The organism is Tamlana sedimenti, assembly GCF_038148895.1.
GTDB lineage: Bacteria > Bacteroidota > Bacteroidia > Flavobacteriales > Flavobacteriaceae > Tamlana.
The window spans coordinates 36,392-59,700 of sequence record NZ_JBBVGQ010000008.1; the positions used below are offsets into that span (position 1 = coordinate 36,392).

At 35.4% G+C, this 23,309-nt stretch carries 26 protein-coding genes; 11 read left to right on the forward strand and 15 right to left on the reverse strand.

The genetic code is table 11. The features are described from left to right. Nucleotides 1-7: 7 nt before the first annotated feature. From WJN01_RS15120 to WJN01_RS15155, 8 genes are all read right to left on the reverse strand, one after another. Nucleotides 8-286 (reverse strand): GIY-YIG nuclease family protein, encoded by a 279-nt coding sequence (locus WJN01_RS15120; protein ID WP_445197999.1) that lies wholly within the window; start codon nucleotides 284-286, stop codon nucleotides 8-10. Nucleotides 287-321: 35 nt separating this feature from the next. Further along, nucleotides 322-1,503, reverse strand: coding sequence for a tryptophan synthase subunit beta (gene trpB, locus WJN01_RS15125; protein ID WP_445198000.1), 1,182 nt, complete (start codon nucleotides 1,501-1,503; stop codon nucleotides 322-324). Nucleotides 1,504-1,505: 2 nt separating this feature from the next. Next, on the reverse strand, nucleotides 1,506-2,129 hold the full coding sequence (locus WJN01_RS15130; RefSeq protein WP_445198001.1) for a phosphoribosylanthranilate isomerase: 624 nt from the start codon (nucleotides 2,127-2,129) through the stop codon (nucleotides 1,506-1,508). Then, nucleotides 2,126-2,911, reverse strand: a complete 786-nt coding sequence (gene trpC, locus WJN01_RS15135) for an indole-3-glycerol phosphate synthase TrpC (protein WP_445198002.1) — start codon at nucleotides 2,909-2,911, stop codon at nucleotides 2,126-2,128. Before trpC ends, WJN01_RS15130 begins: the two co-directional genes overlap by 4 nt. Further along, entirely contained in the window at nucleotides 2,911-3,903 is a 993-nt protein-coding gene (gene trpD / locus WJN01_RS15140; protein ID WP_445198003.1) for an anthranilate phosphoribosyltransferase, read from the reverse strand. The genes trpC and trpD overlap by 1 nt, the downstream gene beginning before the upstream one ends. A gap of 10 nt (nucleotides 3,904-3,913) precedes the next feature. Further along, the gene (locus WJN01_RS15145; protein WP_445198004.1) at nucleotides 3,914-4,480 is read right to left on the reverse strand and encodes an anthranilate synthase component II; all 567 of its coding nucleotides are present in this window, start codon (nucleotides 4,478-4,480) and stop codon (nucleotides 3,914-3,916) included. A 1-nt stretch (nucleotide 4,481) separates the two neighbouring features. Then, nucleotides 4,482-5,888, reverse strand: a complete 1,407-nt coding sequence (locus WJN01_RS15150; RefSeq protein ID WP_445198005.1) for an anthranilate synthase component I family protein — start codon at nucleotides 5,886-5,888, stop codon at nucleotides 4,482-4,484. Nucleotides 5,889-6,186: 298 nt separating this feature from the next. Next, on the reverse strand, nucleotides 6,187-6,648 hold the full coding sequence (locus WJN01_RS15155) for a MarR family winged helix-turn-helix transcriptional regulator (protein WP_445198006.1): 462 nt from the start codon (nucleotides 6,646-6,648) through the stop codon (nucleotides 6,187-6,189). Between the two features lie 131 nt (nucleotides 6,649-6,779). Between WJN01_RS15155 and WJN01_RS15160 the strand changes: the two genes are divergently transcribed. Together WJN01_RS15160 and WJN01_RS15165 are read left to right on the forward strand one after the other, a co-directional pair. Continuing rightward, nucleotides 6,780-7,340: a TlpA disulfide reductase family protein gene (locus WJN01_RS15160; RefSeq protein ID WP_445198007.1), complete on the forward strand. Its 561-nt coding sequence runs from the start codon at nucleotides 6,780-6,782 to the stop codon at nucleotides 7,338-7,340. Beyond that, nucleotides 7,337-7,945, forward strand: coding sequence for a thioredoxin family protein (locus WJN01_RS15165; protein ID WP_445198008.1), 609 nt, complete (start codon nucleotides 7,337-7,339; stop codon nucleotides 7,943-7,945). Before WJN01_RS15160 ends, WJN01_RS15165 begins: the two co-directional genes overlap by 4 nt. A 75-nt stretch (nucleotides 7,946-8,020) precedes the next feature. Here the strand turns inward: WJN01_RS15165 and WJN01_RS15170 are convergent, their stop codons facing one another. The 4 genes from WJN01_RS15170 to WJN01_RS15185 form a co-directional block, all read right to left on the reverse strand. Continuing rightward, nucleotides 8,021-9,304, reverse strand: a complete 1,284-nt coding sequence (locus WJN01_RS15170; RefSeq protein ID WP_445198009.1) for an adenylosuccinate synthase — start codon at nucleotides 9,302-9,304, stop codon at nucleotides 8,021-8,023. 8 nt (nucleotides 9,305-9,312) lie between these two features. Further along, nucleotides 9,313-9,771: a Fur family transcriptional regulator gene (locus WJN01_RS15175; RefSeq protein WP_445198010.1), complete on the reverse strand. Its 459-nt coding sequence runs from the start codon at nucleotides 9,769-9,771 to the stop codon at nucleotides 9,313-9,315. Nucleotides 9,772-9,797: 26 nt separating this feature from the next. After that, nucleotides 9,798-12,023, reverse strand: coding sequence for a RelA/SpoT family protein (locus WJN01_RS15180; protein WP_445198025.1), 2,226 nt, complete (start codon nucleotides 12,021-12,023; stop codon nucleotides 9,798-9,800). A gap of 67 nt (nucleotides 12,024-12,090) precedes the next feature. Then, on the reverse strand, nucleotides 12,091-12,672 hold the full coding sequence (locus tag WJN01_RS15185) for a non-canonical purine NTP diphosphatase (RefSeq protein ID WP_445198011.1): 582 nt from the start codon (nucleotides 12,670-12,672) through the stop codon (nucleotides 12,091-12,093). A gap of 175 nt (nucleotides 12,673-12,847) precedes the next feature. On the opposite strand from WJN01_RS15185, the gene hpf reads away from it, so the two are divergent. Beyond that, complete coding sequence (hpf, locus tag WJN01_RS15190; RefSeq protein ID WP_445198012.1) at nucleotides 12,848-13,147, forward strand: ribosome hibernation-promoting factor, HPF/YfiA family; 300 nt, start codon at nucleotides 12,848-12,850, stop codon at nucleotides 13,145-13,147. On the opposite strand, the gene rlmH is transcribed toward hpf, so the two are convergent. Continuing rightward, entirely contained in the window at nucleotides 13,144-13,617 is a 474-nt protein-coding gene (gene rlmH / locus WJN01_RS15195; RefSeq protein ID WP_445198013.1) for a 23S rRNA (pseudouridine(1915)-N(3))-methyltransferase RlmH, read from the reverse strand. The genes hpf and rlmH overlap by 4 nt on opposite strands. Before the next feature lie 128 nt (nucleotides 13,618-13,745). Here rlmH and nadC point away from each other — a divergent pair, with 128 nt between their 5' ends. The 3 genes from nadC (at nucleotide 13,746) to priA (ending at nucleotide 18,108) form a co-directional block, all read left to right on the forward strand. Further along, nucleotides 13,746-14,606 (forward strand): carboxylating nicotinate-nucleotide diphosphorylase, encoded by an 861-nt coding sequence (nadC, locus tag WJN01_RS15200; RefSeq protein ID WP_445198014.1) that lies wholly within the window; start codon nucleotides 13,746-13,748, stop codon nucleotides 14,604-14,606. 103 nt (nucleotides 14,607-14,709) lie between these two features. Continuing rightward, nucleotides 14,710-15,651 carry a YihY/virulence factor BrkB family protein gene (locus WJN01_RS15205; RefSeq protein ID WP_445198015.1) on the forward strand — a complete coding sequence of 314 codons (942 nt, stop codon included), beginning with the start codon at nucleotides 14,710-14,712 and terminating at the stop codon, nucleotides 15,649-15,651. A 3-nt stretch (nucleotides 15,652-15,654) separates the two neighbouring features. Then, nucleotides 15,655-18,108, forward strand: a complete 2,454-nt coding sequence (priA, locus tag WJN01_RS15210; protein ID WP_445198016.1) for a replication restart helicase PriA — start codon at nucleotides 15,655-15,657, stop codon at nucleotides 18,106-18,108. A gap of 17 nt (nucleotides 18,109-18,125) precedes the next feature. On the opposite strand, the gene WJN01_RS15215 is transcribed toward priA, so the two are convergent. Beyond that, nucleotides 18,126-18,821, reverse strand: a complete 696-nt coding sequence (locus WJN01_RS15215) for a LytR/AlgR family response regulator transcription factor (protein ID WP_370480205.1) — start codon at nucleotides 18,819-18,821, stop codon at nucleotides 18,126-18,128. A 209-nt stretch (nucleotides 18,822-19,030) separates the two neighbouring features. Between WJN01_RS15215 and rpsF the strand changes: the two genes are divergently transcribed. The 5 genes from rpsF (at nucleotide 19,031) to hisS (ending at nucleotide 22,188) form a co-directional block, all read left to right on the forward strand. After that, nucleotides 19,031-19,369 (forward strand): 30S ribosomal protein S6, encoded by a 339-nt coding sequence (gene rpsF / locus WJN01_RS15220; RefSeq protein WP_370480204.1) that lies wholly within the window; start codon nucleotides 19,031-19,033, stop codon nucleotides 19,367-19,369. A gap of 2 nt (nucleotides 19,370-19,371) precedes the next feature. Beyond that, entirely contained in the window at nucleotides 19,372-19,668 is a 297-nt protein-coding gene (rpsR, locus tag WJN01_RS15225) for a 30S ribosomal protein S18 (protein WP_139695332.1), read from the forward strand. A gap of 13 nt (nucleotides 19,669-19,681) precedes the next feature. After that, nucleotides 19,682-20,143 (forward strand): 50S ribosomal protein L9, encoded by a 462-nt coding sequence (gene rplI, locus WJN01_RS15230; protein WP_445198017.1) that lies wholly within the window; start codon nucleotides 19,682-19,684, stop codon nucleotides 20,141-20,143. A gap of 62 nt (nucleotides 20,144-20,205) precedes the next feature. Beyond that, nucleotides 20,206-20,676 (forward strand): DUF6495 family protein, encoded by a 471-nt coding sequence (locus WJN01_RS15235; protein WP_445198018.1) that lies wholly within the window; start codon nucleotides 20,206-20,208, stop codon nucleotides 20,674-20,676. 135 nt (nucleotides 20,677-20,811) lie between these two features. After that, nucleotides 20,812-22,188: a histidine--tRNA ligase gene (hisS, locus tag WJN01_RS15240; RefSeq protein WP_445198019.1), complete on the forward strand. Its 1,377-nt coding sequence runs from the start codon at nucleotides 20,812-20,814 to the stop codon at nucleotides 22,186-22,188. 73 nt (nucleotides 22,189-22,261) lie between these two features. Here the strand turns inward: hisS and WJN01_RS15245 are convergent. Then, nucleotides 22,262-23,309, reverse strand: a 1,048-nt coding sequence (locus WJN01_RS15245) for an immunoglobulin-like domain-containing protein (protein WP_445198020.1), incomplete at its 5' end; no start/stop codon positions are given.

The window sequence follows — 23,309 nt, forward strand, 5'->3', positions numbered from 1 at the left end:
CATTTAGTTAGATTAATAAAGTTCTTAATGTTGGATTTTTCTCTTTAATTAGATTTATTTTCCAGTCTTTATGCCAATTTTTCAATTGTTTTTCTCGAGCAATAGCTTGATTGACATCAGTAAATTCTTCGAAGTAAATTAAATCTTTAAGATTGTACTTTTTTGTAAATATCGAGCCTTTTTCTTCATTATGTTCTATTAACCTTTTCTCCAAATTAGCTGTCACTCCAACATAGAATGTAGTCCTATATTTGTTGGTTAATATGTGAACGAAACTTTTTTTCAATTTTGATGTGATACTGAAACAAGTTCAGCATGACGTTAAATTTTAAAATATTCAATATAGTTTTGTAAATCCTTATCGCCACGACCTGATAAACTTACAACAATAACATCGTCTTGTTTAAACGTCTTTTGCTCAAAAATGGCCAAAGCGTGCGAGCTCTCAATGGCAGGAATAATGCCTTCCAATTTACATAATTCTAATCCAGCTTTCATCGCTTCATCATCTGTTATGGCCATAAATTCGGCACGTCCCGTTTTACATAAATGCGCATGCATAGGGCCAACACCAGGATAATCTAAACCAGCTGAAATGGAGTAAGGCTCAGTAATTTGTCCATCTTTGGTTTGCATCAACATGGTTTTACAACCGTGAATAATGCCTTCTTTTCCTAAAACTGAAGTTGCCGCACTTTCACCAGAATCAACGCCCAAACCAGCAGCTTCAACAGCGATAATTCCAACTTCTGGTTCATGTAAATAATGGTAAAAAGTACCAGCGGCGTTACTTCCACCACCAATACACGCCACTACGTAATCAGGTTTTTCTGTTCCTTCATGTTCTTTTAACTGCCATTTAATTTCCTCTGAAATAACTGATTGAAAACGTGTTACCATATCAGGATACGGATGTGGGCCAATAGCTGAACCAATAATATAATGGGTGTTTACAGGGTTGTTAATCCAATCGCGAATGGCTTCGTTGGTTGCGTCCTTTAAGGTGCGGCTTCCAGACAAAGCAGGAACAACAGTAGCTCCCAACATTTTCATTCTAGCAACGTTCGGCGCTTGACGTGCAATATCAATTTCACCCATGTACACAATACATTCCAATCCCATTAAAGCACAAACCGTGGCCGTAGCAACACCATGTTGGCCAGCACCAGTTTCGGCAATAATTCGGGTTTTGCCCAAACGTTTTGCCATAAGTATTTGACCAATTGTATTATTGATTTTATGTGCCCCGGTATGGTTTAAATCTTCACGTTTTAAATAGATTTTGGTATTGTATTTTTCGGAAAGGCGTTTTGCAAAATAGAGTGGGGAAGGACGCCCAACATAATCCTTTAAAAGTTGGTTGAACTCTTTTTTAAACTCGGGTTCTGCCATGACCTTTAAATAGTTTTGGCGTAATTCTTCCACGTTTGGATAGAGCATTTCAGGGATAAATGCACCTCCAAATTCACCATAATAACCTTTTTCGTCAACGTTATAATTCATGATTATTTAATCAGTTTATTTTTAAACTCTTTAAGTAATTCAATATTTTTCAATCCGGGTTCAATTTCAAATTTGCTATTTACATCCAAGGCATAGCAATATTTTGAAGCCTCACTGTTTTTAAATGCTTTGATTTTTTCAACCTCATCAATCCCGATACCACCACTTAAAAAAAATGGTTTATTTGATGGGTAATCCATTAAAACATCCCAATTGAATGTATAGCCATTTCCCCCAGGTAATTTCCCCTTGGTATCAAAAAGGAAATAATCAACCACATTTTCATAGGGTTTTAGTATCTCAAAATTGAATTCGTCTTTTATTGAAAACACTTTGATAATTTCTATGTTTTTGTTTTTTAAAGCATCACAAAATTCAGGCGATTCTTCACCATGAAGTTGAACGGCATTTAAATTATGTTTTTCAATTTTTTCTTGGATAAAGTCAAGACTAGCATTAACAAAAACTCCAACTTTTTTTATGAATTTTGAAATTTCAGGGATATTTTCCAACTCAAAATGTCTTGCAGATTTTTCATAAAATATAAACCCAAGATAATCTGGTTGCAAAGCTGCAACTTGTTCAATATTATCTTGATATTTCATGCCGCAAACTTTCAGTTTCATTTTTCTAAAGTCTTTATAAATTCTTTGGCATTTGCTCCGGGGTTATCCGTTTTCATAAAGTTTTCACCTATCAAAAACCCTTGATACCCAAAAGGTTGTAATTCTTTAATAGCATCGATGTTACTGATGCCACTTTCGGAAACTTTTACAAAATTATTTGGAATTAGAGTACTCAAAGACTTACTGGTTTCAAGGCTCACTTCAAAAGTTTTTAAGTTTCTATTATTCACCCCGAGCATATCCAAACTTGGCATGATGGATTTTTGCAACTCTTCTTCATTATGAACTTCTAAAAGCACATCTAAATTCAAACTTTTTGAAAATTCTGAAAATTGTTTGATTTCCTTTCTGGTTAAGATAGCAGCAATCAATAAAATGACATCAGCACCATGGGCTTTCGCTTCAAGAATTTGGTATTCGTCAATGATGAATTCTTTTCTCAACAAAGGCAAATTACAACTTGCTCTAGCGGTTAGTAAATCATCTAAAGAACCACCAAAGTATTTGCCATCTGTTAAAACCGACATACCGCAAACACCCGCTTTTTCATAACCCGTAGCCACATCTTGAACATTTAAACCATTATTTATAACGGATTTTGAAGGTGACCTACGTTTATGTTCTGCAATTATTCCTGATTTGCTATTTCGCAATTTGTTGGAAAGGGAAACAGTTTGTCTTTCAAACAAAACAGAATGCTCCAGTTGAGAAACAGGAATTAAACTTTTCCTAAGCTCTACTTCTTTTCTTTTATCTAATGTTATTTTGTCTAGAATGTTCATTACTTACTTAACTCAATCAATTTATCTAAACTTGTTTTTGCCTTTCCTGAAAAGAGTGACTCTTTCGCCATTTCAAAACCTTCTTTGTGTGAAATTTGGTTGCTGGTCGAAATGGCTAAACCTGCATTGGCGCATACCACGTTATTTTGTGCTTCAGTGCCTTTGCCTCTTATAATGTCTGCAAATGTTTTTGCGGCTTCTTCAATGCTATTGCCTCCAAAAATGTCATTTTGATTGACTTTTGAAAGTCCTAAGTCTTCTGGTGAGAAAAGCTTTTCAGAATGATTGGAAACAATTTTTGCTTTTCCAGTCAATGAAATTTCATCATAACCATCCAAAGCATAAATAATATTATAGTTATTCTTTGTATTCTGAAGCAAAAAGCTGTAGAGTCTTAAAACTTCCAAATTAAAAACACCTAAAACATGGTTATTTGGAAACGATGGATTTACCAAGGGTCCTAACATGTTAAAAAAGGTTTTAACACCTAATTCGCGACGAATAGGAGCAACGTTTTTCATGGCAGGATGAAACAACGGCGCATGCAAAATGCAAATTCCAGCTTGGTCCATACAACGTTTTAAAAAGTCTTCATTGTTAGAAAATTTAACACCAAGTTTTTCCATAACATTTGATGAACCAGAGGTTGAAGACACACCATAATTACCATGCTTGGAAACGTTAACCCCAGCACCTGCCGTAATGAATGAGGATAGGGTGGAAATGTTGAAGGTGTTTTTACCATCGCCGCCCGTTCCAACAATGTCAATAGCATTATAATCGCTAAGGTTTATGGGAACGCAAAGTTCCAAAAGGGCGTCCCTAAATCCTTGAAGCTCTTCAATGGTAATACTTCGCATCATGAACACCGAAAGAAAACAAGCTATTTGACTAGAGTTATACATATCGTTAGATATGTTTACAATAACTTGTTTAGCCTCTTCAGTTGAAAGGGTTTCGTGGTTTATGAGTCTGTTTAAAACGTCTTTCATTCTTTATTCACTATTGGTTTACCCAGTTTTCTAGTATTTTTTTTCCGTCAGGCGTTAAAACCGATTCTGGATGATATTGCACACCTCTAACGTCATATTCTTTATGGCGAAGTGACATTACTTGTCCGTTTTCATCAAATGAAGTAGCCTCCAAGCTATCAGGTAAATTTGAATTTACCACCCAAGAATGGTATCGACCAACTTCAATACTTTTATTTAAACCTTCGAAAATGGACTCGTCATTAACGCATATTTCAACTTTAGTGGCCACACCGTGATACACTTCATCCAAATTAATTAAAGAACCACCAAAAACTTCACCAATGGCCTGTTGCCCCAAACAAACACCTAAAATGCTTTTCGTTGGCGCATATTTTGCGATGATTGGTTTTAATAATCCGGCTTCATCAGGAATTCCAGGACCTGGAGAAAGCACGATTTTATCAAAAGGCTCTACGTCTTCTAAAACCAATTTATCATTTCTTACAACGGTAACATCACAATTTAAATCTTCCAGATAGTGCACCAAATTATAGGTGAAACTGTCGTAATTATCTATTACTAATACTTTTTTCATCTTAAATATCTTCAGCTAAAGCAATAGCTTTGGTTAATGCTCCTAATTTATTGTAAACTTCTTGTAATTCGTTTTCTTGGTTTGATTTTGAAACCAATCCAGCACCAGCTTGCCAGTTCAATTTATAGTCCTTGCTTAAAAACGTTCGAATCATGATGGCATGGTTAAAATTACCTTCAAAATCCATAAAACCAATGGCTCCACCATAATATCCTCGACTTGTTTTTTCATATTTTTCAATAAGTTGCATCGCCATATGTTTTGGCGCACCACTTAAGGTTCCGGCTGGGAATGTGTCCGCCACCACCTGCATAGTTGAGGTTGTATTGTGTTTTTGTCCCGTAACTTTACTCACCAAATGGATGACATGCGAAAAGAACTGTACTTCTCTGTAAGTTTCAACTTTTACTTGGCTACCATGTCGGCTCAAATCGTTTCGTGCTAAATCTACCAGCATCACATGTTCGGCATTTTCTTTGTCGTCATTTCTCAACTTTTCCGCCAAGGCTTCATCTTTTTGCTCATCTCCTGTGCGTTTGAACGTACCTGCAATTGGGTGAATTTCAGCTAAACCATTGGTTACAATAAGTTGCGCTTCGGGTGAACTTCCAAAAATTTTAAAATCACCATAATCAAAGTAAAACAAATAGGGAGAAGGATTAATGCTTCTTAACGCACGATAAACATTAAAATCATCTCCTGTAAATTCTTGAGAAAATCGTCTAGACAGCACCAATTGAAACACATCGCCACGATGACAATGTTTTCTAGCCAATTCCACATGTTCCCTAAATTCATCATCGGTTAAATTAGAATTTATTTTTCCTTTTGAATTGAAATTGTAGGACGCAAAATTTTGAACGTTAATGAGCTTGTCTATCTCATCAATGTTGTTTTCATGGTCTTCATAGCAATGGGCAAAGATATAAGCCTCATTTTTGAAATGATTTATGGCTATAATATTTTTGTAAACCGCATAATAAACATCTGGAATGACAACCGAATTATCTTTTTTACCAATTTCAATATCTTCAAAATACCTTACCGCATCGTAGGCTGTATAGCCAAAAATACCATTGTTGATGAACTTGAAGTTTTCTTCAGATTTCACCTTAAACCGTTTGGTGAAATTGTAAATCTCATTAACCACATTTACGTTTTTGGTAATGTTTAAGCTTGTAGAACTTCCATCCGGAAATGTTTGTGAAATTACCTCGTTTTCAACCTTTATTGAGGCAATGGGGTTAAAACAGATATACGAAAAATTTTTGTGGTTTCTATGATAGTCACCACTTTCCAAAAGAATACTGTTTGGGTATTTATCGCGTATTTTGTAGTACACGGTAACCGGTGTAATGGTATCCGTTAAGATTCGTTTATTATGCGTATAAAGGCTGTAGGTCTTCATAAATTTAATTTTTATTATTCTGAAAACGTCTCAGAACAAAGAAAAAGGCCTGTCGTGAATGACAAGCCTTTTTTATATTTTTAGTTTTAAATATACTAGGGTTTACTTCACGAATGTTAGTTCTGAAAGCACCACCACCAAGTATTATTTAAAGTTGTATTCATTTATTTCTTTTGATGGACCAAATATATAAATGAAATAATAATTACCCAAAAGTTTGTTGATTTTTTTAAAATAAAAGAGGCTGTCTTTTTTTTGGACAGCCTCTTTTTGATCACTACTGGTTGCTCGAACCTTGTTAGTTTGCTATTAATCTTAATTTTTCTAATAATCTGATGAGCTCTAGTTTGTCATTTTCACTTAACATGTTAACAATATCTTGTTCTGCACTATCAACCAAAGCATCTATTTCATTTAAGAAATTAAGCCCTGCTTGGGTTATTGAAATATCAATTTTTCTTTTGTTCTTTTCATTCGTTTTTTTAGTGGCATAACCTTTTATAATGAGTTTGTCAACTAACCTTGTTGTATTACTCATTTTGGCAATCATACGTTCTTGAATGATGCTTAGGGTAACAGGAACACCTTTTTGACCACGCAATATTCTGAGCACATTAAATTGCTGAATGGAAATGTCATAAGTTTTAAGAACGTCATTCAAAATACCAATTACTACACTATTGGTGTATAAAAGATTTACAACAACTTTTTTCGATAATGGTAGAGTAGGAGTTGTTTTTAATATATTTTCTATCTTCATTCAACATTGTTGTATATACAAATGTACGGAAATATTTCATACAGGTTGGAATTATTCAAATGAAATATGTTTTAACATAAAAATTTGTTAAAAACAAACTAAAAACTTGAGGATTAAGTAATTTTATGAATATGAAGATTAAACTATTTTCTATTGCGGCTGTCTTATTAATGTCAGGTTGTTTTAACAACAAAAAAAGTGAAACCGTTTCTGTTGAATCAGGTACAAAGGATTTGTCGAGCAATTTTTCAAAAAATATTGATTTGGAGGTTTATGATTTCAATGGTTTTGAAAAATTTTTGAATAAAAAGGACGATAAAGTTTACGTCATAAATTTTTGGGCGACTTGGTGTGCACCTTGCGTAAAGGAGTTACCGTATTTTGAAAGATTGAATGCTGAATTTAAAGATGATGGAATGGAAGTAATCCTTGTAAGTCTTGATTTTCCGCATTTGTATGAAAATAAGCTAAAGCCATTTATAAAGGAAAGGAATTTAAAGAGTAAAGTTGTGGCGTTGGATGACCCAGACATGAATACTTGGATTCCTAAAGTAAGTGAAAGTTGGACTGGCGCAATACCGGCCACCATCATATATAGAAATGATCATCGTAAATTTTACGAACAATCCTTTGATTTTGAAGAGTTAAAAACAGAGTTAAACCAATTTTTAAATAAAAATATCTATCCATGAAAAAGTCAATCAAATTAGTTTCGGCCGTACTTGTTTTAATAGTAATGAGTGCTTTTACCATTACAAGTGATGGTTACAAAATAGGAGATATTGCAGAAGATTTTTCACTTGAAAATGTAAACGGTAAAATGGTATCTCTATCAGATTATAAAGATGCCAAAGGTTTTATTGTTACGTTTACGTGCAATACATGTCCGTTTGCCGTTGCTTATGAAGACAGAATTATAGCGCTAGACCAAAAATATGCCAGTAAAGGATATCCAGTTATAGCCATAATGCCTAATAATGTTAAGGTCAAGCCAGGCGATAATTTGGATGCCATGAAAGAGCGTGCTGAAAGCAAGGGCTTTACTTTTCCATATTTAATAGATGCCGATCAAAGCGTTTACCCAAAATATGGGGCTACTAAAACACCTCATTTGTTTGTATTGCAAAAGACTAAAAAAGGTAATGTGGTAAAGTATATAGGTGCAATTGATGACAATTATAAAGATGCTTCGGCAGTTTCAACAAAATATGTTGAAGATGCGGTAGATGCCTTATTAGCTGGAAAAGAAGTTCCTGAAAAAGAAACAAAAGCCATTGGCTGTACCATAAAGGTTTAGATATAAAATATATCAATAAAAAAGCTCCAAATAGGTTGTTTGGAGCTTTTTTTTATTTTAAATCAAATCATTCTTTTAAACCAACTGTTGTCTAAAAATAGTTTGTTTTCTATCTGGTCCAACAGATACAATGGTTATAGGAATTTCCAATTCTTTTTCCAAAAAGTCAATGTATTCATTTAGTGCCTTTGGCAATTCTGAAGCATCGGACATTTCTGTTAAATCTTCGTTCCAACCACTGAATTCGGTGTAAATTGGCTCCACGTTTTCAGGCTCAATATTATAAGGCAAATGCGAAATTGTTTTACCTTTATATTTATACTGTGTGCAAACTTTTAAAGTTTTGAAACCAGAAAGCACATCGCCTTTCATCATCATCAATTGGGTAACGCCGTTAACTCGACAAGCGTATTTTAATGCTACCAAGTCCAACCAACCGCAACGTCTTGGTCTACCTGTTGTAGCACCAAATTCGTTACCCACACGTCCCATCGTTTTACCATCTTCATCAAATAATTCAGTTGGGAAAGGGCCGGAACCAACACGGGTAGTGTAAGCTTTAAAAATGCCAAAAACATCACCAATTTGATTTGGAGCAACACCTAAGCCTGTGCAGGCGCCTGCTGCAGTAGTGTTGCTAGATGTTACAAAAGGATAAGTTCCAAAGTCAATATCCAATAGAGAGCCTTGTGCACCTTCAGCCAGAATTGATTTTTCAGCTTTTTGCGCTTGGTAAATGTATTCTTCAGAATCAATAAAGGTTAACGATTTTAATACGTCAATGGCCTTGAAAAATTCTTCTTCAAGCTCTTTTAAATTGTACTCTATATCCACATTGTAGTAAGCAATCATAGACTCGTGCTTATCGGCAAGGTTTCTGTAGCGTTCTTTCCAATCGCTTAATTCCAAATCACCTACACGAATACCATTTCGGCCAGTTTTATCCATATAAGTTGGTCCAATTCCTTTTAAGGTTGAACCAATTTTAGCCTTTCCTTTTGAAGCTTCACTAGCTGCATCAAGCAATCTATGTGTTGGTAGAATGATATGTGCTTTACGTGAAATAAGTAGAGACTTTCTGTAATCTATATTTTGCTCTTCAAGTTTGTCAAGTTCGCCTTTAAAAATTACGGGGTCTATTACTACGCCGTTGCCAACCAAATTGGTGGCATCATCATGAAAAATTCCCGATGGAATAGTATGCAAAACATGTTTTTTTCCATTGAAAACCAAAGTGTGTCCAGCATTTGGCCCGCCTTGAAAACGTGCTATAATGTTGTAGTTTGATGTAAGTACGTCAACAATCTTACCTTTGCCTTCGTCTCCCCATTGTAATCCTAGTAGTAAGTCTACTGCCATTGTAAAAATTAGTTATTTGTGGTTGATTTTCTATTCCCGTAGAAATAGAGTGAGTGGTTATTGATTTCTATACCAAAAACTTCTTCTATTGTTTTTTTTATAGATTGAATTCTTGGGTCGCAAAACTCAATGACTTCACCTGTGTCGGTAAGTATAACATGGTCGTGCTGCCTATCGAAATATGATTTTTCGTAATGTGCTTGGTTTTGCCCGAATTGATGTTTTCTTACCAAACCGCATTCTAAAAGAAGTTCTATAGTGTTATAAAGCGTTGCGCGAGATACCCGATATTTTTTGTTCTTCATATTAAGATATAGGGATTCTATATCAAAATGCTCCTTATTGTTGTAGATTTCCTGAAGTATGGCGTATCGTTCGGGCGTTTTGCGGTGACCGTTGGCTTCCAAAAATGTAGTAAATACATTCTTTACAATTTCTTGATTTTTATTCTCTGGTTTAGCCTCCATAATTTCGACGCAAATTTACACTTTTTTTACACTCTAGTAACCTTATCTATGCCATTAATTTTTTTTAGTTTTTCTAAAAGCCTGTTGATTATGGTATTGTTTTTTACAACCACATTAATTTTTCCCGAAAATAGCCCATGGTTGCTTTCAAAACTTATGCTGTTCATGTTTACGTGCATATCTTCAGAAACTATGGTGGTTATTTCGTTTACCAAGCCAATGTGGTCAATTCCAGTAAGAACAATTTTGGCTGAAAACTCTTGTTGTGTTGAATCTATCCATTTGGCAGGCATAATTCGGTAGGCGTAATTGGACTGTAAACTAACGGCATTAGGGCAGTTTTTTTTGTGGACTTTTATGCCTTCATTAACTGTTAAAAAACCAAAAACGGCGTCGCCAGGAATTGGGTTGCAACAATTGGCCAATTTATAGTCTAATTTTTCCTCTTCTTTACCAAAAACCAGAGAGTCATATTTTAAAGTGACTTCCTCTTTTTCCAATTCCTCTTTTTTTATTGGGGTTTTCTTGGATATTCTGTTTTTGATAAAGCTCATGAAAGCATTGCTTCTGGATGAAGCATAGCTTTTAAGCATTGAATTATCTATGGTTCCAACGCCAACTCTGTAAAATAAATCCAAACTTGTTTTAAGCTTGAAGAATCGCACCATTTCGTTTACAGATTCCTCATCAAGATTGATTTTTAGTTGTTTTAATTTGCGGCGTAAAATCTCTTTGCCATCCTCGCCAATTTGTTTTTTGTTTTCACGTAAGGCAGATTTAATTTTACTTCTGGATCTAGCTGTAGTAGCATAATCTAACCAGTTTGTATTTGGTTTTGAATTTTCGGCCGTCAAAATTTCTACTTGGTCCCCACTTTTCAGCTCATGACTTAAGGGCACCAATTTATTATTTACCTTTGCTCCACGGGTTTTCATGCCTATTTCGGTATGAATGTGGAATGCAAAGTCTAAAGCCGTAGCGCCTTTTGGCAGTGATTTTAAATCACCTGCAGGAGTGAACACAAAAATCTCTTTTGAATACAGATTGAGCTTGAACTGCTCAACAAAATCTACAGCATTGGTTTCTGGGTTTTCAAGGGCCTCCTGCAATCGGTTTATCCAGCTTTCAAGATTATCCTCTTTTTCGTTGCCCTGTTTGTATTTATAGTGTGCCGCATAACCTTTTTCAGCTATTTCATTCATGCGTTCACTTCGTATCTGAACTTCAACCCAACGTCCTTTGGGACCCATTACCGTAATGTGTAAGGCTTCATAGCCTGTTGATTTTGGCGAAGAAATCCAATCACGCAAACGGATAGGATTAGGCCTAAAATGATCGGTAACGATAGAGTAGATTTTCCATGCCAAAAACTTTTCGTTATGTGGATCTGAACCACATTTATAAATAATTCTAATGGCAAATTTGTCATAAACTTCATCAAAGGAAACACCTTGATTTATCATTTTTTTTCGAATAGAAAAAATAGATTTTGGCCGCCCTTTTATGGTATAGCTTAAATGCTCTTTGTCCAACGAATTTTTTATGACAGAACTAAACTTTTCAATATAGTCGTCTTGTTCGGCCTTACTCTCCTTTATTTTATCAAGAATGTCATTGTAAACATCGGGTTCAGTGTATTTAAGCCCTAAGTCCTCGAGTTCGGTTTTGATGTTGTAAAGTCCGATTCTGTGAGCAAGAGGCGCATAAATATAAAGAGTTTCTGAAGCGATTTTTATTTGCTTGTCAACTCGCATGGCATCCATGGTTTGCATATTGTGCAACCTGTCGGCTATTTTAATAATGATTACCCTAACGTCATCATTCAGTGTCAGCAACATTTTACGGAAGTTTTCTGCTTGGAGTGAAACATCCATATCTTTTTCCTTACTTAATGAAGATATTTTCGTTAGCCCATCAACAATGGTTGCCACTACTGGTCCAAACTCTTTTTCAATGTCATCAATTTCATAGTCAGGGCTGTCTTCAACCACATCATGGAGTAGCGCGGCAGCAATTGAAGTGCCATCCAAACCTATTTCTTGGGCAACAATTTTTGCAACAGCAATTGGATGGAAAATATAAGCTTCACCAGATTTTCTACGCTGGTTTTTATGGCCATCCATAGCCACTTCAAAAGCTTTTCGAATGAGTTTTTTATCGTCATCGGTAAGTGTCGTGTAACTGACCTTTAATAACTCTTTGTAGGCTTTTGTTATGGCAGCATTTTCTTTTTCAATGTATTCCTCTGTCATCATAAATTAAAAGTAACATAAAGAATATTAACAGGCAACATCAAATTTTGTTTTTTTGTCTGCTAATTTAGTGTACAAAACCATTTAAAAAGGCAACTAATTTTGCAATGGCCATGCCACGGTGCCCGATTTCATTTTTTAAACTTAAGTCCATTTCGGCAAATGTTTGCTCATGTCCCAACGGTTTAAAAATAGGGTCATACCCAAAGCCTTTTTTACCTTTTTTTTCTGTGGTAATTTCTCCTTTGCAGATTCCAGTAAAAGTTTTTAGTTCGCTAATAAAATTCAAAGCAATAACGGTTTTAAACTGGGCGTTTTTGTTGGTTTTATCTTTTAATTCCAGAAGCAATTTATCCATATTGTCTGTTGCGTTTTTTTGCTCTCCAGCATATCTAGCTGAGTACACTCCAGGTGCTCCATCAAGGGCATCAACTTCCAAACCCGTATCGTCCGCAAAACAGTCAAAGCCAAAGCGTTCCTTAATATAATTTGCTTTTTGTTTAGCGTTGCCTTCTATGGTGTTCTGGGTTTCGGGGATGTCTTCAAAACAGCCAATGTCTTCCAAGCTGAGTAACTTTATGTTTTTGGGAATCATTGATTGAACTTCACTGATTTTATTTTTGTTGTTTGTGGCAAAAACGATTTTCATAGGTTTATTCAGTTGATTTTATTGAAATTCAAAGAATTCAAAAGTACTATTTAATGGCTTAACTGAAAATATTAAAGATTGGAAAAATTTATATTCAATTTATGATTTTTGTTACTTTGATTTGTATAAAAACTTGTATATTACAACTGAAATTAAACTTTAAAAGAGAACGATTATGACAGTAAACATTCAATACGTAGATGTTGATATTAGCGAAACGCTTTCAGCTTTTACAAGGGAAAAATTAGAGAAATTGTTTAATAGATATGAGTTTTTAATAGGTGCAACAGTATATTTTAAGAAGGATGAAAAGCATCATGATAAAGGTAAGATCTGCAATATGGAACTGAGTTTGCCAGGCCCAAGAATATTTGCAACCTCAGAAGAACATAACTTTGAAGTGGCCGTTCGGGAAACCATTAGCGATCTTGAACGACAGCTTAAAAAGCGTAAGCAAGTTTTTAAAACCTATTAACGGTGGTGGTAGGGTTCGTTCCTTAAAATGGTAAAGCCCCTGTATAACTGCTCAATAAAAAATAAACGAATCATTTGATGGGAAAATGTCATTTTAGAAAGTGATAGTTTCCCATCAGCTTTTTTATAAACTTCATCCGAAAAACCATAAGGTCCACCAATAACAAAAACCAATTGTTTGATTCCAGAGTTCATGTGTTTTTGAAGGTAGTTTGAAAATGAAACAGAATCAAACTGTTTTCCTCGTTCATCCAAAAGTACTAAGGAGTCGGTCGTATTAATTTTAGACAAGATGAGGTCGCCTTCTTTTTGTTTTTGTTGCTCCTCACTTAAATTCTTTGCGTTTTTTATATCAGGAATTATTTCAAAATCAAACTTAACATAAAAACCCAAACGCTTTTGGTAATCCTCAATTAATGATGTAAGTAGCTTGTTATCAGTTTTGCCAATGGCAATAAGCTTAATAGTCATAAGTTAAAATTATTGCTTACTATTTGCGAATTATGTAAAAAAAAATCAAAATACCTAAAAATTCGTAAAAGGAAAATTTAATATAGTAAATCAATTTCTTATTTTTGCCCAAAACTAACTAACAAGTAATGATTACACAAGAGCAGTTTGATAGCGAGGTTAAAGGAATAATTGCAAATGCTATTCGAGAAGATGTAGGTGATGGCGACCACAGTTCCCTAGCTTGTATTCCAGAAAATGCTAGAGGTAGGGCAAAACTTTTAGTAAAGGATAAAGGTGTTATAGGCGGGGTTAATTTTGCAAAAAAGGTTTTTGCTTATGTGGATAAAAACCTAAAAATTGACGTTCGCATTGAAGATGGTACCGAAGTAACTTATGGTGATGTGGTTATGTATGTGGAAGGTCCTTCCAGATCTATCTTAATGGCAGAACGAACAGTGCTTAACGCCATGCAACGTATGAGTGCTATTGCTACCAAAACCAGAATGTTTGTTAATTTGGTAAAAGGTACTAAAACTAAAATTTTAGATACTAGAAAAACGACGCCAGGTATCCGTGTTTTAGAGAAATGGGCCGTGAAAATTGGTGGTGGAGAAAATCACAGGTTTGCGCTTTATGATATGATAATGCTTAAAGACAACCATATCGATTTTGCCGGAGGCATTACACAAGCTATTGAAATGACCAAGCAGTATTTGGATGAAACGGGCAAGGATTTATTGATTATGGTTGAAGCACGTAACCTCATTGAAGTCGAGGAAATTTTGCGGAATGACGGTGTTTACAGAATCCTTTTGGATAATTTTGATTACGAAGACACCAGAAAAGCCGTTAAATTGATTGGTGACAAATGTTTAACAGAATCTTCAGGTAACATTAACGAAGATACAATTAGGCATTATGCTGAATGTGGTGTAAATTATATTTCATGTGGTGCGTTGACCCATTCTGTACATAATATGGACTTGAGTTTAAAGGCCATAAAATAGTCTTCTAATAAAGGATAGTTTATTCGCTAAATTCGCTTCGTCAAACAGTAAAATACAATCTTAATTTTAATAACTTTGCTTTAACTACAAAAGCAGATTATTAATGACAAAACCCTTGGAGGACAGACTTGACAGAATACCTGTAGTTAATGTCTTGGTGCGGTTTTTTAAGAAAATAAAACTACCCGGTCTTGAAGGTTTATCCTTTTATGATTTATTGGAACTCTATATTACAGGCATTGTAAGGGGCGCTTTAACCACTAGGGCAAGTGCCATTGCGTTTAGCTTTTTTACAGCTATTTTTCCGTTTTTGTTGTTTGTTTTATTCATTATCCCTTATGTGCCTATTGATGATTTTAAAATTGAATTTTTACAATTTTTGGAATCATTTTTACCCCCAAACACCTCAGATTTCTTTTTTGAAAATATTTTTGAAAACATAGACCAATCGCAACGCGGAGGTTTGTTGTCTTCAGTATTTGTGCTTTCATTATTGTTGATGGCCAATGGAGTTAATGCGGTTTTTTCGGGCTTCGAAACCTCGTACCACGAACAACTTACCCGTAACATTTTTAGGCAGTACTTCTACGCCTTGGGCATTGCATTAATATTGGCGTTCTTACTTATTTTGACCATTGCTGTATTAGGATATTTTCAGCTTTACGTAGTACAGGAGTTGCTTAATGCTTTGGAAAATAGGGGATATGAAATAGATGTTCAAAATGTGTTTTGGGCAGATGTCGCCAAATATATATTCTTTGTTCTTATGGTTTATTTGGCCACATCAATCTTATATTATTTTGGCACGCAAGAAGGTAGGCATTCAAAATTCTTTTCCGTTGGGGCACTTTTCACGACCTTGCTTATTATGTTAACATCTTATTTGTTTGGTGTTTATATTGAAAATTTCAGTCAGTATAACAAGCTTTATGGTTCCATTGGAGCATTGTTGATTTTGCTATTTTACCTATGGCTCAATTCAAATATTTTATTGTTAGGTTATGAGCTGAATGCATCTTTAAATAAACTAAGAAAAAGGAATTAGTTTATGGCTTATTTCATAGATGTCATCATTCCTGTGCCGCTCCAAAAGTTGTTCACTTATAGTGTTACCGCTTCAGAATCGGAGTTTTTAAAACCAGGAATGCGGGTTGCTGTGCCTTTTGGAAAATCTAAAATTTATACGGGCATTGTGTTTAAAATCCATAATAATGCACCAACGACCTATGAAGCTAAAGAGATTCAGCAAATTTTGGATGAAGAGCCAATGGTCAACCAAAACCAGTTACTGCTTTGGGAATGGATAGCTAGTTATTACATGTGCACGCTCGGTGATGTTATGCGAGCCGCACTGCCAAATCCTTTTATTTTAGAGAATGAAACCGTGGTGGTTAGAAATATGACGAAAACCATTGACGAGTCAATTTTAAAAGATGATGAATTTTTGGTTTATGAGGCACTTCACCACCAATCTTCATTGAAAATCCATGATATTTCAAACATTTTAGACAAGAAGAATGTTTTGCCCGTTATAAAAAGGCTAATTGAAAAGGAAGCCATTTCTGTTGAAGAAGAAGTTTACGAAAAGTATAAACCCAAATTGGTACGGTACGTAAAATTACATTCCAATTTTTCTTCAGAAAAGTCACTTCAAAATTTACTGGAAGATTTAAGCAGAGCTCCAAAACAAAGTGATGTGGTACTAAGTTTGTTTTCCATTTCAGCAAAAACAAAAAAACCGGTAAAGGTTGCCAAATTAGCAGAGGAAAGTGGTGCATCCTCGGCTATTATTAAGTCGTTAATTGATAAAGGTGTTTTAGAGGAGTATTATATCCAAACTGACCGCGTACAATATTCTGGTGAAGAAACAGAAGATTCAAAAAAACTGAATACTTATCAAAAAACGGCTTTGGCTGAAATTAAATCTTCGTTCCAGGACCAAAATGTAACTCTGTTACATGGAGTTACCTCTTCTGGGAAAACCGAGGTTTATGTGAAGCTTATTGAGGAAGTTATTGCACAGGGCAAACAGGTGCTATATTTACTTCCAGAAATTGCATTAACGGCGCAATTAATCACGAGGCTTCAAAATTATTTTGGAGAAAAAGTTGCCGTATTCCATTCAAAATATTCCTCCAATGAGCGAGTTGAGGTTTGGAATAATGTTCTTAACAATTCCCCTAAAGCACAAATAGTTTTGGGTGCACGTTCGTCTATCTTTTTACCATTTAATGATTTGGGGTTAATTATTGTTGACGAGGAGCACGAGCAATCATTTAAACAATTTGACCCAGCGCCACGTTACCATGCCCGAGATACTGCGGTTGTTTTGGCAAACCTGTGTCTGGCAAAAGTATTGTTGGGATCCGCAACTCCAAGTTTGGAAAGCTATTTTAATGCGAAACAGAAAAAGTACGGCTTTGTTGAATTGAAGCATAGATATAATGATGTGTTGATGCCAGACATTGAATTGGTTGATATAAAAGATAAACTGAAAAGGAAGCGTATGAAAGGCCATTTTAGCGACAGATTGATTGAAGAAATGACCGATGCTTTAAAGGAAGAACATCAAATTATTTTATTTCAAAATAGGCGTGGCTTTTCGCCTATTGTGGAATGCAACACATGTGGGCATTCCCCACAATGCCCAAATTGCGATGTGAGTTTAACCTATCATCAATATAGAAACCAATTGCGCTGCCATTATTGCGGATATAATATGGCTATGCTGCAAGATTGTATGGCCTGTGGAAGTCAAGATTTGGATGCCAAGGGTTTTGGTACAGAGCAAATAGAGGAGGAGGTCAAGATACTTTTTCCCAATCATAATGTTGGCCGAATGGATTTGGATACAACGCGTGGCAAATACGGCTATGAAAAAATAATAACTGCTCTTGAACAACAAGAAATTGATATTTTGGTAGGTACGCAAATGCTAACCAAAGGGCTTGATTTTCGGAATGTGAAACTTGTTGGTATTATGAATGCTGATAATATGTTGAACTTTCCAGATTTTAGAGCCCACGAGCGCAGTTTTCAGCTCATGCTGCAGGTAGCGGGTAGGGCCGGTAGAACTGAAGAACGAGGAAAGGTTTTGATACAAACTTACAATCCACATCATAATATATTGCAGCAGGTATCTACCAACAATTATATCGACATGTTCAATGAGCAAATGAACGATCGCTATAATTTTAAGTACCCACCGGTTTACAAGCAGATTAAAATCATATTAAAACATAAAGATTATAATAAAACTGAAACTGCCGCTATATGGTTTGCAAAATCCTTAAGGCAAGTATTTGGCGATTTTGTTTTAGGACCAGAATCTCCACCCATCGCCAGAATCCGTAACCAGTTTCATAAAAACATATTGGTGAAAATACCAAAGCAGCAATCATTGTCAAAAACAAAGGAAGCTATCATTAAAATTAATAATAGCTTCCAGAGTATAAAAGATTTTCGGTCGGTTAGGGTAATTCTAAATGTCGATAACTTTTAATTTAGATGGTTAGTGGTTTAAATATTATTTAAAGCGTCAACCAATTGGGTTTTTTTGTTTCTACTTAAAGGGATTTCGTAGGCACCGACTTCAACATTTTTACTGTTAAATCTGTCAATTTTATCCAGATTAACAATGTACGATTTATGGATTCTTAAAAATTTGCCTTCTGGTAGTTCAGCTTCAAAAGATTTCATGGTAGATAAAACTACCAAGCTGTTTTCCTCTGTAACTAACTTTACATAATCACCCAAGGCTTCAATCCACTTAATATCCTTAATATAAACTTTACGTTTTTTCAGGTTACTCTTTACAAAAATGTGTTCACCTTCTTCTTCGTTAAAGTCTTGGGTCAACCTGTGTTGCTCAAGGGCTTTTTCTACAGAGGTGTTAAAACGTTCTTTTGTAATAGGTTTGTGCAAATAATCGGTAGCGTCGTAATTGAATGCTTTAAAAGCATATTCGGTTTTACCGGTTACAAAAATAATTTGGGGTTTGTTGTTCAATACGTCTAAAAGTTCAAATCCATTTAGCACTGGCATTTCAATGTCTAGAAAGATTAAATCAACTTGATGCGTATTTAAACCATTTTTAGTTTCTAAAGCACTACTGTACTCTGCTATTAAGTTAAGATTTGGGTGATTTTCAACTAACTTAACAATAGAGAGACGTTGTATTGCTGAATCGTCTACTACTACACAGTTTAAAGTCATAACATTTGTATTATTTCGGTTAAGATATCGACAATAGTACGAATAATTCGGTTAAAAACCAAAAAACATCGTTAAAATGCGCAATTTAACATAATTTTAACATTTTAAACTTGATGTTTTTTACCTTTGAAATAGGGTGTGTTTTAGTTGTGTAATATATAGAATTTATTTATTTTTGCAGCCAATTTTTAACAATTAAAACGATTTTTATGAATCATTATGAAACTGTTTTCATCTTAAATCCCGTTTTATCTGAAGAACAGATAAAGGAAACAGTAAAGAAATACGAAGATTTTCTTGTTTCTAACGGCGCTAAGATGGTATCGAAAGAAGATTGGGGGCTTAAAAAATTAGCTTATCCAATCCAGAACAAGAAAAGTGGTTTTTACCATTTATTTGAGTACACCGTTGCAGGTGATGTAATTAACGCTCTTGAATTGGAGTTTAGACGTGACGAGCGTTTTATGCGCTATTTAACCGTAGCTCTTGATAAGCACGCCATTGCTTGGGCAGAAAGAAGAAGAGAAAAACTTAAAGTAAAAGCTTAATTATGTCATCAATAGAACAACAATCAAAAGGAAAAAAAGACGGAGAAATCAGGTATTTAACTCCGCTTAACATTGAAACTAATAAGCAAAAGAAATATTGTCGTTTCAAAAAATCTGGAATTAAATATGTTGATTATAAAGATCCAGATTTCTTATTAAAGTTTGTAAACGAGCAAGGTAAAATTTTACCACGTCGTTTAACAGGAACATCTTTAAAGTATCAAAGAAAAGTGTCTGTAGCTGTAAAAAGAGCGCGTCACTTGGCCTTGATGCCTTATGTAGCAGATTTATTAAAATAAAACAATCATAACAATGGAACTTATATTAAAACAAGACGTTGAGAATTTAGGGTTTAAAGACGATGTTGTAACAGTTAAGAGCGGTTATGGTAGAAACTTTTTAATTCCTCAAGGGCATGCTATATTGGCAACGCCTTCTGCTAAAAAGGTATTGGCAGAAAACTTGAAACAAAGAGCTTTTAAAGACAAGAAATTAATAGAGGACGCTAATAAAACAGCAGAGGCTATTAAAGCGTTGGAAGTTAAAATTACTGCTAAAGCTACAGAAGGAGCTTCAGCTGGCGATAAATTATTTGGCTCGGTAACCAAAGCTGATTTGGTTGAGGCTTTTGAAAAGGAAGGTCACATCGTAGACAAAAAATTTGTTACCATTACAGGTGGAAACATCAAACGTTTGGGGCAGTACAATGCTGTTGTGCGTTTACATCGTGAAGTGGTTTTCGATTTTCCTTTTGAGGTTATAGCACAAGCTTAATAACGCTTAAACAAAATAATAAGCCTCAACAATGTTGAGGCTTTTTTTATGACATTTGTAAAATGAAGTACAGAAGACTCACAAAAGAACAGTTTGAAGAACTGCACCAAGAATTCATTAATTTTTTGGCCACCCAATCCATCACGCACGACGAGTGGACCAACCTAAAAGCCAATAAGCCAGAATTGGCCGAAACCGAGTTGGACGTGTTCAGTGATTTAATTTGGGAAGGTGTTTTGAACCAGGCCGAATATTTGGAGCATTTTGCACCGCAGCATATGTATTTGTTTCATCTTGACGAAAAAAGCATGCATGCCATTGTCATTAATGTGAAAAATGAAGCAGTTGATATTACGACAAAGGAAGGTTACAATTGGCTGCGTGAAAATTTGATGGATGAACAAGTTGAGTTTTTGCAGGCAGATAAAGAATATACCGAGGACGAAAACCTAGATAAATTCAAAATGATTGAGCAAGGTGCCGTTATTACCAAAGGTGAATTGTATGTGTATTTTGATAACTTGATAAATTAGATTTGTCATTCCTGCCCAAGCCGGAATCTTTTTCAAATTAATCTTTTATTTTTGTCAAACTGAGCCTTTCGACTGCGCTCAAGATAAACTCAAGTCGAAGTGCGATGGATAAAACCTAAAAACAATCACCACCAAATGGCCCAAAAACCCAGCATCCCAAAAGGTACTCGAGATTTCAATCCGGATCAAGTAGCTAAACGAAACTATATTTTCAATACCATTCGTGGGGCTTTTGAAACCTTCGGGTTCCAACCTATTGAAACTCCAAGTTTTGAAAACTCAGAAACCTTAATGGGGAAATATGGGGATGAAGGGGATCGTTTGATTTTTAAGATTTTGAATTCTGGGGATTATTTGTCGAAAGCAGATGAAAGCGCTTATAATGGAAAGGATTCAAATAAACTGACCGCTTCAATTTCCGAAAAGGCGCTCCGCTACGATTTAACCGTGCCCTTTGCGCGTTACGTGGTACAGCACCAAAACGAAATAGAGTTTCCGTTTAAGCGTTATCAAATACAACCTGTTTGGCGGGCCGATAGGCCACAAAAGGGTCGTTTTAGAGAGTTTTATCAATGTGATGCCGATGTGGTAGGTAGCGATTCACTTTGGCAAGAAGTGGAGTTTATTCAACTGTACGACACTGTTTTTTCAGATTTAAAACTGGATGGTGTTACCATAAAAATAAACAACCGTAAAATATTGTCTGGTATTGCTGAGGTTATTGGTGCTTCCGATAAATTGATTGATTTTACGGTAGCTTTGGACAAACTTGACAAAATAGGTGAAGAGAAGGTAAAAGAAGAAATGTTGAGCAAAGGTATTTCAGAAGATGGGATTTCAAAATTGCAACCGCTATTCACCTTATCTGGTTCGTTTGAATCACAAATCGAAAGTTTAAAAAGCATTTTGGATACTTCGGAAGAAGGAAGAAAAGGTATTGATGAACTGGCTTTTATCAATAACGCCATTACTGAATTGGGTTTAACCACGGCCAAATTGCAATTGGATGTTACCTTGGCACGCGGACTAAACTATTACACAGGTGCTATTTTTGAAGTGGCTGCGCCCAAAACCGTACAAATGGGTTCCATTGGTGGAGGTGGCCGTTACGACGATTTAACGGGCATTTTTGGTATGCCCAACATGAGTGGTGTGGGCATTAGCTTTGGTTTGGATAGAATTTATTTGGTTCTTGAAGAATTAGGCTTGTTCCCAGAAACCATTACTAAAAATGTGGAGGTACTGTTTACTAACTTTGGTGATGAGGAAGCCTTATTTAGCTTAAAAGCCATTAAACAATTGCGCTTGCGCGGTATTAATGCCGAATTATATCCTGACGCAGCCAAAATGAAAAAACAAATGAACCACGCCAATAAACGTAATATTCCGTTTGTGGTTTTGGTGGGTGAAGAGGAAATGGCTTCAAACACCTATACCCTTAAAAATATGCTGTCAACTTCTGGTGAACAGTTTAAGGTGTCGTTGGAAGAACTGATTTCAAAATTGAAGTAATTCTATTAAAATTTAAAAGCCCAGAGATTGTCTCTGGGCTTTCTTTTTAAGAGTTAGTCACTCAGTTAAAAATCTATTCTTTTATAAATCTTTTCATCATTTTGTCAGAGCCATCATTTACTTCAATGTAATACATACCGGCTTCCAAATAGTCAACAATAATTTCTTGGTCTGTATCGCCAGTTTTTACAACTTGCCCAAGCATATTGACTATTTTATAAGACATGTTGGTGTTTCTCAAAGTTTTAATGTTCAAAATATCACCCTTTACTGGATTAGGATATACTTTAAGTTCATTTCTTTCAACAAAGTTTTCTGTGATATCTAAAGTCGTATCTGTTTTTTCGGTTGGAGCTCGATAAACAGCAGGTGAACCAATTCCTATTCCTGTAATAATGACTTGGTCTATAAAAACTTGATCATTGTTTCCAGAAGCGTCACATTGGAATCTGAAACCTGAATTTACGGCAAAATTATATTGCGTTGACGTTATAGTAACCGTTGCATTATAAAAAGTGTCGTTGTTAAAGTCTATACCTCTTACATAGGTGGCAACGGTATTCCAATTGGAACCATCAAAGAAGCGCACCCAGAAATCTTCATTGTTGTTCATGTTAAAGGCATAGAAATAAAAATCTATTTCAACTTGCTCATAAGGAGAAACATCAATATTGGACAAGGTCATTGATGATGAAACCCCAGAATTGTCTCTTATTCTTATTGAGAAGCTACCTTCGTAAGAATTTGAAGTAGCTGTTCTTGCGCAATCACTTCCTCCATCTTCCCAATTATCCCATCCTGTTTCAAAATATCCTTCATGAAGAATAACATCTGTTGGTAGGCTAGTTATTATAACTATTCTTATTGCTTGCACGGCCGGATTTCCAGCAGCGTCGCTCACGTCATAGGTCACGACATAGGTTCCCGCAACGGCAGGGTTCACGGCATCCCCGCCGATTACGATGTTGCCCGAAATGTCGCCATCGATATTGTCGGTAGCGGTAGCGCCCTGTTCGTTGTAAGTATCGCCCACATTCAGGTTAATGGTTGCATTTCCAACCAAAGTAATAACGGGTGCAGTGGTGTCGGGAATCACGTTGACGGTTCTGGTCACCTGCACG

What these genes read in the sequence shown, in the direction of transcription:
- WJN01_RS15145 (WP_445198004.1), bottom strand. Translation starts at nt 4,480, where the DNA reads ATGAAAAAAGTATTAGTAATAGATAATTACGACAGTTTCACCTATAAT.
- WJN01_RS15235 (WP_445198018.1), top strand. Translation starts at nt 20,206, where the DNA reads ATGAAGTACAGAAGACTCACAAAAGAACAGTTTGAAGAACTGCACCAA.
- WJN01_RS15130 (WP_445198001.1), bottom strand. Translation starts at nt 2,129, where the DNA reads ATGAAACTGAAAGTTTGCGGCATGAAATATCAAGATAATATTGAACAA.
- nadC (WP_445198014.1), top strand. Translation starts at nt 13,746, where the DNA reads ATGATTACACAAGAGCAGTTTGATAGCGAGGTTAAAGGAATAATTGCA.
- trpC (WP_445198002.1), bottom strand. Translation starts at nt 2,911, where the DNA reads ATGAACATTCTAGACAAAATAACATTAGATAAAAGAAAAGAAGTAGAG.
- hisS (WP_445198019.1), top strand. Translation starts at nt 20,812, where the DNA reads ATGGCCCAAAAACCCAGCATCCCAAAAGGTACTCGAGATTTCAATCCG.
- WJN01_RS15215 (WP_370480205.1), bottom strand. Translation starts at nt 18,821, where the DNA reads ATGACTTTAAACTGTGTAGTAGTAGACGATTCAGCAATACAACGTCTC.
- WJN01_RS15155 (WP_445198006.1), bottom strand. Translation starts at nt 6,648, where the DNA reads ATGAAGATAGAAAATATATTAAAAACAACTCCTACTCTACCATTATCG.
- trpB (WP_445198000.1), bottom strand. Translation starts at nt 1,503, where the DNA reads ATGAATTATAACGTTGACGAAAAAGGTTATTATGGTGAATTTGGAGGT.
- WJN01_RS15175 (WP_445198010.1), bottom strand. Translation starts at nt 9,771, where the DNA reads ATGGAGGCTAAACCAGAGAATAAAAATCAAGAAATTGTAAAGAATGTA.
- WJN01_RS15160 (WP_445198007.1), top strand. Translation starts at nt 6,780, where the DNA reads ATGAAGATTAAACTATTTTCTATTGCGGCTGTCTTATTAATGTCAGGT.
- WJN01_RS15185 (WP_445198011.1), bottom strand. Translation starts at nt 12,672, where the DNA reads ATGAAAATCGTTTTTGCCACAAACAACAAAAATAAAATCAGTGAAGTT.
- rplI (WP_445198017.1), top strand. Translation starts at nt 19,682, where the DNA reads ATGGAACTTATATTAAAACAAGACGTTGAGAATTTAGGGTTTAAAGAC.
- hpf (WP_445198012.1), top strand. Translation starts at nt 12,848, where the DNA reads ATGACAGTAAACATTCAATACGTAGATGTTGATATTAGCGAAACGCTT.
- rpsF (WP_370480204.1), top strand. Translation starts at nt 19,031, where the DNA reads ATGAATCATTATGAAACTGTTTTCATCTTAAATCCCGTTTTATCTGAA.
- WJN01_RS15165 (WP_445198008.1), top strand. Translation starts at nt 7,337, where the DNA reads ATGAAAAAGTCAATCAAATTAGTTTCGGCCGTACTTGTTTTAATAGTA.
- WJN01_RS15150 (WP_445198005.1), bottom strand. Translation starts at nt 5,888, where the DNA reads ATGAAGACCTACAGCCTTTATACGCATAATAAACGAATCTTAACGGAT.
- rlmH (WP_445198013.1), bottom strand. Translation starts at nt 13,617, where the DNA reads ATGACTATTAAGCTTATTGCCATTGGCAAAACTGATAACAAGCTACTT.
- WJN01_RS15170 (WP_445198009.1), bottom strand. Translation starts at nt 9,304, where the DNA reads ATGGCAGTAGACTTACTACTAGGATTACAATGGGGAGACGAAGGCAAA.
- WJN01_RS15205 (WP_445198015.1), top strand. Translation starts at nt 14,710, where the DNA reads ATGACAAAACCCTTGGAGGACAGACTTGACAGAATACCTGTAGTTAAT.
- WJN01_RS15180 (WP_445198025.1), bottom strand. Translation starts at nt 12,023, where the DNA reads ATGACAGAGGAATACATTGAAAAAGAAAATGCTGCCATAACAAAAGCC.
- rpsR (WP_139695332.1), top strand. Translation starts at nt 19,372, where the DNA reads ATGTCATCAATAGAACAACAATCAAAAGGAAAAAAAGACGGAGAAATC.
- priA (WP_445198016.1), top strand. Translation starts at nt 15,655, where the DNA reads ATGGCTTATTTCATAGATGTCATCATTCCTGTGCCGCTCCAAAAGTTG.
- trpD (WP_445198003.1), bottom strand. Translation starts at nt 3,903, where the DNA reads ATGAAAGACGTTTTAAACAGACTCATAAACCACGAAACCCTTTCAACT.